Raw genomic sequence first — 9,255 nt, 5'->3', positions numbered from 1 at the left:
CGCGCGGGCGACTTGCGGTCCGACCCCGCGCTGCAGCATCCAGGTCGCCCCGCCGCCCGGATGCAGTCCCAACTTCTGAAAACGCGCATCGAACAACGCGTTCGGCCCGGCGATGCGCACATCGGCGGCCAGTGCCAAGTTCAGGCCCGCCCCGACGGCCGGGCCGTTGACGGCCGCGATCGTGGGCAGCGTGCACCTGCCGACGGCCATAAAACCGTCGTAGATCCGGAGCAGTCCCTGCTCGGCGGCACTGCCCAAGGCACTGAGATCAGCTCCTGCGCAGAATGCTTTCCCGGCGCCGGTGACGACGACGGCGTGCACATCGGAATCGGCCTCGGCCCGTTCCACTCCCGCGCGCAGCTGCTTTGACATCTCGTCGTTGACGGCGTTGCGACGGTCCGGGTCGTTGACGGTGATCAACGCGACGTGGTTGTCGACGCTGTACAGCACCAGATCGGCCACCGGGCACCTCCGCAAGTCAGGGCTGGTCCCAAAAGGCCCAGCTGTCACATCAGCATCAGATCGGTGCCCCCGGCAGGACTCGAACCTGCGACCACAAGATTAGAAGTCATGTGCTCTGTCCAGCTGAGCTACGGGGGCCGGAAACTACTAAGCGCAGGTCAGTGTATCTAACGGCACAGCAGGTGGACTCCAGGTGCGCAACGCCGACCGAAATGGCGTTGGCAGGGACAGTGATTCGCTAGTGTGGGGCCCGCCACACACGTACGCTACCCGCGGCGTGTGCTCAACGGCGAGGAGTGGCAGGGCATGACCGTAGCCATCGATGTCAGAGCGCGGTACTCGCATGCGCGCGCCGAAGTGCTGCGCCAGGGACTGCAGCTCGCCGCGGCGCCGATCGGCGCATACCGGACCGGCTCGCTGCTTCTCCGCGGCTCGCCGTGGGTGGTCCGCTTCCTGGCCGAATGGCTGTCGGCCGAATTTCCTCCGCACGTTGTCACCGGGCATGCACTGTCGGGGGTGACGCCGCTGTCGGTCGGCCGGGTGGCGACGGGCTGGGCGGCGCAGCGGGCGGACGACATTCTCACCGCGACGCTGGCGGACTCCTTCGGACCGAAATACCGCGAAAAGGCCCGTCACCCGATCAGCGATGACCCGGCGGGTGCCCGTCGCGGCGGCCTGTTGCAAGCAACCGGCCATCGCCGCCGTTACGCGGCGCAGACGTCGAATATCGCCTATGGCCCGGACGCCCGCAATCACCTGCTGGACATCTGGCGCCATCCGGCCATCAAGGCGGGCGGCCGGGCGCCGGTGCTGGTGCAGATCCCGGGCGGGGCGTGGGTCGTCAACGGCAAACGCCCTCAGGCATATCCGCTGATGGGCCGGATGGCCGAGCTGGGCTGGATCTGCGTGTCCATCGATTACAGCAAGAGCCCGGGCAAGACGTGGCCGGCGCACATCATCGACGTCAAACGCGCGCTGGCCTGGGTCCGCGACAACATCGCCGAGTACGGCGGCGATCCTGACTTCATCGCGGTCACCGGTGGCTCCGCCGGCGGGCAGTTGGCCTCCTTGGCCGCGCTCACCGCGAACGACGAGCGCCTGCAGCCCGGCTTCGAGGATGCCGACACAACCGTGCAAGCGGCCGCGCCCTATTACGGCGTCTACGACCTGACCGATGCGGAGAAAATGCACGAAATGATGCTGCCTTTTCTCGAGCTTTTCGTTATGCGAGCGCGCTACACCGATCAGCCGGAGTTGTTTGAATCGGCGTCGCCCATTTCGCACGTGCACCGCGGGGCGCCGCCGTTCTTTGTCCTGCACGGCGAGAACGATTCGGTGATTCCCAGTGTGCAGGCGCAGGCCTTTTGCGGCGCGCTCCGCAAGGCTGGGGCCCCGACCGTCTGCTACGCCGAGCTTCCCAACGCCCACCACGCCTTTGACATCTTCGCCACGGTCCGGTCCCGACTGGTTGCTGACGCTGTCGCCGACTTCTTTGGTGTCGTTTACGGACGATATCTCCGTTCGCGATCGGCGGTTTTGCGCAGACGAGCAACACCGGCCAGCTGAATTGCTCGGTGCGGACCCGACCGTCAAGTTCCAATCCGCCCGCCCAACAGGGTAATTCGCAGGGCATCGCGGACACGTTTAACCTGGTCTTCTGATCCGCACAATCGGCTACCGCCATCGCGCCAACCGGGCTAGCGTTGGAGTGGCCCGTGGCGCAACCCTGGGCCGTGGCAAAGCGAATTGGCGCGTCGAGCAGCGGGCGCGGTGACAAGACGGAGGAGTGCCGGTGGCTGAGACGGTCGACGCGGCCGGATTGCCCGCGGCGCTTGGGGCGGTCGATTACCTCTTGCATCGCGGCGAGGCCAACCCGCGTACCCGCTCGGGCATCATGGCTTTGGAAATCCTGGACACCACCCCGGATTGGGACCGCTTCCGGACGCGCTTTGAGAATGCGTCCCGACGCGTGTTGCGGCTGCGGCAGAAAGTGGTCGTGCCGACCTTGCCGACCGCCGCGCCGCGCTGGGTTGTCGATCCCGACTTCAACCTGGACTTCCACGTGCGACGGATGCGCGTCGCGGAGCCAGGCTCGCTGAGGCAGGTATTCGACCTGGCCGAGGTGATGCTGCAGTCGCCGCTGGACATCGCCCGACCGCTGTGGACGGCCACCCTGATCGAGGGCCTCGCCGGCGGGAAGGCCGCGACGCTGCTGCACCTGTCTCACGCCGTCACTGACGGTGTCGGCAGTGTGGAGATGTTCGCCCACATCTACGACCTCGAGCGGGATCCGCCGCCCCAGCCGGCGCCCGCGCAACCCATTCCGCAAGATCTGTCGGCCAACGACTTGATGCGCGAAGGTTTCAACCACATGCCCGCTAATGTCGTCGGCGGGGTCTTGGGCGCGCTGTCGGGAGCTGTATCGATGGTCGGGCGGGCGGTGCTTAACCCCGGTGCCGCGGTGGCGGGTGCGGTCGGCTATGCCCGCTCAGGGGTCCGGGTAATGAGCCAGGCCGCCGAGCCGTCGCCACTACTTCGTCGCCGCAGCCTGGCCACCCGCAGCGAAGCACTCGACATCCCGCTCGCCGACTTGCATAAGGCGGCAAAAGCGGGCGGGGGCTCGATCAACGACGCGTACCTGGCCGGTCTGTGCGGCGCGTTGAGCCGCTACCACCAGGCACTCGGCGTGCCGGTCGCCAAACTGCCGATGGCGGTGCCGGTCAACCTACGGGCCGAATCCGATCCGGCCGGCGGTAACCGATTCACCGGCGTCAATCTGGCGGCCCCGATAGGTACTGCCGATCCGATAGCCCGCATGCAGAAGATCCGCGCGCAGATGACCCAGCGCCGCGACGAGCCCGCCATGGACATCATTGGTTCCATCGCGCCGGTGCTGAGCATCTTGCCGACGCCGATGCTGGAGTCGGTGACCGGCTCGGTGGTCGGCTCGGACGTGCAGGCCAGCAACGTTCCGGTATATCCTGGCGACACCTATCTGGCCGGTGCAAAGATTCTGCGGCAGTACGGTATTGGCCCATTGCCCGGCGTGGCGATGATGGTCGTGCTGATATCCAGGGGCGGCTACTGCACCATCACCACGCGCTACGACCGCGCCGCAGTGCGCGACGAGGCGCTCTGGGCCCGGTGCCTGCTGGAGGGTTTCGACGAGATCCTCGCGCTGGCCGGCGAACCCACCCTGCATGCGGCGCCCGCGTCGTTCACCGCCGACCCGTCCGACTCGCCGAACCGATCGGTGGCGGGCTCATGACCGCCCGCGTCGCGACGATGCAGAGCGCCGCGATGAGGAGGAGCGGCGCATGACCGCCGGCGAGGAGCGCGACTCGAAGAAGTCGGCGCGTGATCTTCGATTGCCGGGGTCGGTCGCCGAAATCATGGCCAGCCCGCCCGGAGCCAAGATCGGAGCTTTCTTCGACCTGGACGGAACCCTGGTGGCCGGCTTCACCGCGGTCATCCTGACTCAGGAGCGGCTGCGCCAACGCGACATGGGCGTCGGCGAGCTGATCAGCATGGTCACTGCGGGCCTCAACCACCAGCTCGGGCGCATCGAGTTCGAAGAACTGATCAGCAAGGCCTCCGGTGCGCTGCGCGGGCGCGCGTTAAGTGATCTGGAAGAGATCGGCGAGCGGCTGTTTAACCAGAAAATCGAGTCGCGCATTTACCCGGAAATGCGCGAGCTGGTGCGTGCCCATCTGGCTCGCGGTCACACCGTGGTGCTGAGTTCGTCGGCGCTGACCATTCAGGTCGGTCCGGTGGCCCGCTTCCTCGGCATCATCAACACCCTCACCAACAAGTTCGAGACCAACGAGGACGGCAGCCTCACCGGAGATGTGCTGAAGCCGATCCTATGGGGACCGGGCAAAGCCGCGGCGGTCCAGAAGTTCGCTGCCGAGAACGATATCGACCTCAAGGACAGCTACTTCTACGCCGACGGTGACGAAGATGTCGCGTTGATGTACCTGGTCGGCAACCCGCGCCCGACTAATCCCGAAGGCAAGATGGCCGCGGTCGCGCGCCGGCGCGGCTGGCCGATCCTGCGGTTCACCAGCCGCGGCGGTGGCGGGATCGGCTCGCAGCTGCGAACCCTGGCCGGCTTCGGCTCGATCGTCCCGGTGGCTGCCGGCGCAGTGGGTATCGGCCTGCTGACCCGCAGCCGCCGCCGTGGGGTGAACTTCTTCACCTCCACCTGGTCACAGCTGTTGTTGACCGCCAGTGGCGTGCAGCTCAACGTCATCGGCGCCGAGAACCTGAACGCCGAACGGCCCGCCGTGTTCATCTTCAACCACCGCAACCAGGCCGACCCGGTCATCAGCGGCGCGCTGGTCCGCGACAACTGGGTGAGCGTGGGCAAGAAGGAATTGGCCAGCGACCCGATCATGGGCACGCTGGGCAAGCTGTTGGACACCGCATTCATCGATCGCGACGACGCGGCCGCCGCGGTCGAGACGTTGCACGAGGTCGAAGAGCGCGCCAAGAAGGGGCTATCCGTCGTGATGGCGCCCGAGGGCACCCGGCTGGATACCACCAGCGTCGGGCCGTTTAAAAAGGGTGCCTTCCGGATCGCGATGACGGTGGGCATCCCGATCGTGCCCATCGTGATCCGCAATGCCGAGATGGTCGCCGCGCGGGACTCTATGACGATGAATCCGGGCACGGTGGACGTCGCGGTGTTCCCGCCGATCTCGGTGCGCGACTGGACACTTGACACTTTGCCGGATCGGATCGCTGAGGTCCGCCAGCTATATCTGGACACGTTGGCCGACTGGCCGGTCGACGAGCTACCCGAACCCAGCCTGTATCGCCGAGAAAAGAAGGCGGCGCCAAAAAAGACGCCGCGCAAGGCCACCAGCAAGCCAATCAAGCCGGCCAAGGCCACGGCGGCGAAAGCCGCGACGGCGAAACCTGCGAAAAAAGCCCAGCCCAAAACCCCGGCGACCAAGGTCGCCAAGGCCCAACCACGCACGCCTCGGCCGAAAGGGCGATCGTGACCAGATCGGCCGCCGATACCGGCACCTTCAGCACCGCCGACGACACCTTGGTGTTGGCGGCGGCGTCCTCGCCGGTGGAATCGGAGCTGCTCGCGTCGTGGTTGGACCAGCAACGTGCCCGGCACCCGGAGACCAGGCTCGAAGTGCTGCCGTTGCCGGCACGCGATTCGCCACCCGCGGCGCTCGCACAGTTGGTCGAACAGCTCGAGTCGGACGAGGACCGATCGATCGTGCCGGTGCGGGTCTTCTGGATGCCGCAAGCCGACGCGTCGGCATTAAGCCGGGTGGCGGCGCTGCTCCCCGGACGAAATCCCTACCAGCCCAGCGAGCGTCAGCAGCGCCACATCCTGCGCACTGATCCTTCACGCGCCCGGGTGGTGGCCGGCGAATCGGCCAAGGTATCCGAACTTCGTCAGCAATGGCGAGACATCACGGTTGGCGAAAACCCGCGTGATTTCGCGCATTTCGTCACCCGCCGAGCGCTGCTGGCGATGGAACGCGCCGAATATCGAATCCTCGGGCCGCAATACAAGTCTCCGCGGCTGGTGCGGCCGGAAATCCTGGCGTCCGCGCGATTTCGTGCCGGCCTGGAAAAGATTCCGGGTGCCACCGTCGAGGAAGCCGGAAAGATGCTCGACGAGCTCGCCACCGGGTGGAGCCGAGTTTCCGTCGACCTGGTCTCCGTCCTGGGCAGGATGCTCAGCCGGGGATTCGACCGGGAGATCGATTACGACGAGTACCAGGTCGCGGCGATGCGCACCGCGCTGGAAGCTCATCCGGCGGTCTTGTTGTTCTCACACCGGTCCTACATCGATGGCGCGGTGATGCCGGTGGCGATGGCGGAAAACCGGTTGCCGCCAGTGCATGTCTTCGCCGGGATCAACCTGGCATTTGGGGTGATGGGGCCGCTGATGCGTCGCGCCGGCACCATCTTCATTCGGCGCAATATCGGTAACGACCCGCTATATAAATACGTGCTCAAGGAGTACGTCGGCTATGTGGTGGAGAAGCGTTTCAACCTGAGCTGGTCCATCGAGGGCACCCGCTCGCGCACCGGCAAGATGCTGCCACCCAAGCTGGGACTGATGAGTTATGTGGCCGATGCTTATTTGGATGGCCGCAGCGACGACATTCTGCTGCAAGGGGTTTCGATCAGCTTCGACCAACTGCACGAGACCGCCGAGTACGCCGCCTACGCTCGCGGCGGCGAGAAGCGGGCTGAGGGTTTCAGCTGGCTGTACAACTTCATCAAGGCTCAGGGTGAACGCAACTACGGCAAGATCTACGTTCGTTTCCCCGAAGCCGTCTCGATGCGAGAGTACCTGGGCCCGTCACACGGCCCGATCGCCACCGATGAAGCCGCCAAACGGCTTGCGTTGCAAAAGATGTCGTTCGCAGTCGCATGGCGGATTCTGCAAGCGACCCCGGTGAATGCCACCGGTCTGGTGTCGGCACTGCTGCTGACTACCCACGGGTTGGCGTTGACGCTCGGGCAATTGCACCACACCCTGCAGGACTCACTGGATTACCTCGAACGCAAACAAACCCCGATGTCTACCAGTGCGCTGCGGCTGCGCACACCCGAAGGCGTCCGGGCGGCGGTGGACGAGCTGTCCAACGGCCATCCGGTCACCCGCATCGACAGTGGCCGAGAACCCGTGTGGCGCATCGCCCCCGAGAACGAGCACACCGCGGCGTTCTACCGCAACTCGGTGATACACGCATTTCTGGAGACCGTCATCGTCGAACTGGCGCTGGCGCACGCCGGCCACACCGAAGGTGATCGGCTGGAGGCGTTCTGGAACCAGGCGATGCGGCTGCGCGACCTACTCAAATTTGACTTCTACTTTGCCGATTCGGCCGCATTCCGGCAAAACATCGCCGAAGAGATGGCGTGGCATGAGGATTGGGAAGCGCACGTTGCCGCGGGCGGCGCCGAGATCGACGCAATGCTGTACGCCAAGCGGCCGCTGATGTCGGACGCGATGCTGCGGGTGTTCTTCGAGGCCTACGAGATCGTGGCTGATGTGCTGCGCGACGCGCCGACAGACATCGGTGAAAAGGAACTCACGAAGTTGGCGCTCGGTGTCGGCCGCCAGTACGTCGCGCAGGGCCGGGTGCGCAGCAGCGAGCCGGTATCCACGCTGCTGTTCGCGACCGCACGCCAGGTTGTCGCCGACCAGGACTTGCTGAAACCCGCGCCGGACTTAGTCGAGCGCCGGATCGCATTTCGCCGAGAGTTGCGATCCATTCTGCAGGATTTCGACCACGTCGCACGGATCGCGCGCAGCCAGTTCGTCGCCCGCGAGGTGGAGGCGCGGGGTGGACGGCCCGACGATCAATAGCCGGCAGGCACGTACCAATACTCTTGATGCATGACGGGTGCTCCGGCCACTAAGCGCGGCGCGGCGGTGTGGCCGCTGCTGGCCGGAGTGGCGGTGCTGGCCGGGTGCACCGCGGCCGGGATCGGGGCGATGTCGGTGGCTGCTGCACTGACCGCAACCGGGTTACCCGACCCCGGTCCGGCGACCACGCTGGGCTTGCCGTTTGTTCGGGCGGCCGGGGAGGTCGCGGCGGTGGTGGCCGTGGGCGCGTTTCTTTTCGCCGCGTTCTTGGTTCCGCCGCAGAACAACGGCGTCCTCGACGCCGACGGCTACCGTGCGGTCCGGATCGGCACGGTCGCGGCCGGGACGTGGGCGGTATGTGCTGCGCTGCTGGTGCCACTGACGATTTCCGACGTCTCCGGTCAGCCGATTACCGCCCACCTCAACCCGGCGACGATCTGGTCGCTGGCCAGCCTGATCAACATCACGACGGCCTGGCGGTTGACGGCATTGCTGGCTGCGGCGGTGATGTTGGCAAGCCTGCCGGTGCTGCGCTGGTCATGGACGCCGCTGCTGCTGCTCGGCGCATTGGGGACACTGATACCGCTCGCGTTGACCGGCCACTCGTCGGCGGGCGGTTCCCATGACCTGGCCACCAACAGCCTGCTGATCCACCTGGTGGCGGCGAGCCTGTGGGCCGGCGGTCTGCTGGCGCTGCTGGCCCACGTCGTCCGCGGCGGACAGCACGCCGACCTGGCCGCGCGGCGGTTCTCCGCCATCGCGTTGTGGTGTTTTGTCGCGATGGCGCTCAGCGGAATCGTCAACGCCCTGGTGCGGGTTCTGCCGTCGGACCTGCTGACTACCGACTACGGGCGGCTGGTGCTCGCCAAGTTCGGCGCGCTGTGTCTGCTCGGCGTCGTCGGCTGGCGTCAGCGGCGCAGCGGAGTCGCTGCGCTGCAAGCGGATCCGACTTCGCGTGCGGCCCTGCTGCGGTTGACGCTGATCGAGGCGCTGATCTTCGGCGTCACGTTCGGCATCGCCGTCGGCCTGGGGCGCACACCGCCACCGCCGCTGCCGATCGGCATCCCCTCGGTTCCCGACGTGAAGATCGGCTACGACTTCGCCGGACCGCCCACCCCGGCGCGGGTGCTGTTCGACTGGCGCTTCGACCTGATTTTCGGCACCGCCGCCTTGGTGTTCGCCGCGCTATACCTGGCCGGAGTGCGGCGGCTCCGGCGCCGCGGCGACCACTGGCCAGCGGGCCGGACCGTCGCGTGGCTGCTGGGCTGCCTGGCGTTGCTGTTCGTCACGTCGTCGGGTTTGGGCCGGTACATGCCGGCGATGTTCAGCATGCATATGGCCGATCACATGCTGCTGTCGATGCTGGTGCCAATCCTGCTGGTGTTGGGGGGTCCGGTCAGCCTGGCGTTGCGGGCACTGCCGACAGCCGGCCGCGACGACCC

At 66.4% G+C, this 9,255-nt stretch carries 6 protein-coding genes and 1 tRNA gene; 5 read left to right on the top strand and 2 right to left on the bottom strand.

Annotated features, from left to right (window positions below; translation table 11 throughout):
• The coding region (locus WAN71_RS04550; protein WP_422224190.1) for an enoyl-CoA hydratase-related protein at nucleotides 1-462 on the bottom strand (462 nt) is incomplete at its 3' end.
• Nucleotides 463-526: 64 nt separating this feature from the next.
• A tRNA-Arg gene (locus WAN71_RS04545) sits at nucleotides 527-600 on the bottom strand.
• 168 nt (nucleotides 601-768) lie between these two features.
• Here WAN71_RS04545 and WAN71_RS04540 point away from each other — a divergent pair.
• From WAN71_RS04540 to WAN71_RS04520, 5 genes are all read left to right on the top strand, one after another.
• Complete coding sequence (locus WAN71_RS04540) at nucleotides 769-2,028, top strand: alpha/beta hydrolase fold domain-containing protein (RefSeq protein ID WP_422224189.1); 1,260 nt, start codon at nucleotides 769-771, stop codon at nucleotides 2,026-2,028.
• Nucleotides 2,029-2,254: 226 nt separating this feature from the next.
• Nucleotides 2,255-3,730, top strand: coding sequence for a wax ester/triacylglycerol synthase family O-acyltransferase (locus WAN71_RS04535; protein WP_422224188.1), 1,476 nt, complete (start codon nucleotides 2,255-2,257; stop codon nucleotides 3,728-3,730).
• A 49-nt stretch (nucleotides 3,731-3,779) separates the two neighbouring features.
• Complete coding sequence (locus WAN71_RS04530) at nucleotides 3,780-5,468, top strand: HAD-IB family hydrolase (RefSeq protein WP_422224187.1); 1,689 nt, start codon at nucleotides 3,780-3,782, stop codon at nucleotides 5,466-5,468.
• The gene (locus WAN71_RS04525; protein WP_422224186.1) at nucleotides 5,465-7,813 is read left to right on the top strand and encodes a glycerol-3-phosphate 1-O-acyltransferase; all 2,349 of its coding nucleotides are present in this window, start codon (nucleotides 5,465-5,467) and stop codon (nucleotides 7,811-7,813) included. Before WAN71_RS04530 ends, WAN71_RS04525 begins: the two co-directional genes overlap by 4 nt.
• A 30-nt stretch (nucleotides 7,814-7,843) precedes the next feature.
• A partial coding sequence (locus tag WAN71_RS04520) for a cytochrome c oxidase assembly protein (protein WP_422224185.1) occupies nucleotides 7,844-9,255 on the top strand: 1,412 nt, incomplete at its 3' end.

The sequence above is a fragment of the Mycobacterium sp. genome (genome assembly GCF_049280035.1).
In the GTDB taxonomy this organism is placed as follows: domain Bacteria; phylum Actinomycetota; class Actinomycetes; order Mycobacteriales; family Mycobacteriaceae; genus Mycobacterium.
This window is presented reverse-complemented; position numbering and strand designations above follow the sequence as displayed.

Coding starts and splice junctions, on each gene's coding strand:
- WAN71_RS04540 (WP_422224189.1), top strand. CDS start 769: ATGACCGTAGCCATCGATGTCAGAGCGCGGTACTCGCATGCGCGCGCC.
- WAN71_RS04530 (WP_422224187.1), top strand. CDS start 3,780: ATGACCGCCGGCGAGGAGCGCGACTCGAAGAAGTCGGCGCGTGATCTT.